The sequence below is a fragment of the Oleiphilus sp. HI0066 genome (assembly GCF_001635725.1).
The window spans coordinates 1-843 of record NZ_LWFH01000751.1; the positions used below are offsets into that span (position 1 = coordinate 1).

Annotated in this window: 2 protein-coding genes; both read left to right on the forward strand. The window is 44.5% G+C overall.

What is annotated here, in order from left to right; all coding sequences use genetic code 11:
• Positions 1-475, forward strand: a 475-nt coding sequence (locus A3738_RS31890; RefSeq protein ID WP_231876595.1) for a PEP-CTERM sorting domain-containing protein, incomplete at its 5' end; no start/stop codon positions are given.
• Positions 476-622: 147 nt separating this feature from the next.
• A partial coding sequence (locus A3738_RS31895) for a hypothetical protein (RefSeq protein WP_231876596.1) occupies positions 623-843 on the forward strand: 221 nt, incomplete at its 3' end.

Genomic DNA, 843 nt, shown 5'->3' on the forward strand with positions numbered 1-843 from the left:
CAACGGTAACCTTAAAATCGAAAGCTCTTGTACTGGCGAATATGGTCGTGAAGTTCTAGCGAGCGATGCAACTGACTTCTGGTTAGATAGCAACGACGCAACAAACGTTGTTTGGAACATCGATGCAGACGATTCATACAATGCGATCGGCTTCTACTTGGCAGACATCAACGACCAAGGCGGCCGCATCAAGCTTACTTATGAAGACGGTTCTACTGAAGAATACCAAGTAAATACTTCATTCCCGAGCGGTTCATTGTTCTACACAACTATCATCAGCGACATGGCTATCACAGGCGCGTCTCTTTACTTTGATAAGTGTGACGATCCAAACGGTTGTAACTCATACAACTACTCTGACGGTTGGGGCATCGACGACATCACTGTTGGTCACCACGTTCCAGAGCCAGGCACTCTTGCTCTTATGGGCTTAGGCCTTGCTGGTTTAGGTTTCGCGCGCCGCCGTAAAGCTTAATAAGCCACATCACTCTGATACCGGATCAAGTCCGGCATGACGATTGAGCACTAAAAAGGACACCAAACGGTGTCCTTTTTTCATTTAAAACAATGAGGTATTGCAACCCCTTACCATTCAGCTACCATGAATAAACACGCGTATTACATGGCTGGATGGATTTTGCCAACACTCACTCATACCTACCTGCAACTAAGCAGTCTATTTTTAGCTGTATTTTTTGTTTTTTACCCAACAACAGAAGTACTTTTAGATCGCTGGCTTAAATTCGATGAATCTTTATCTCATGGGCTTTTAGTGATCGCCATGAGCATTCATCTCAGCGCAAGAACTCTGCATAGAATCGAAACCCAAAACATTAAGAACGG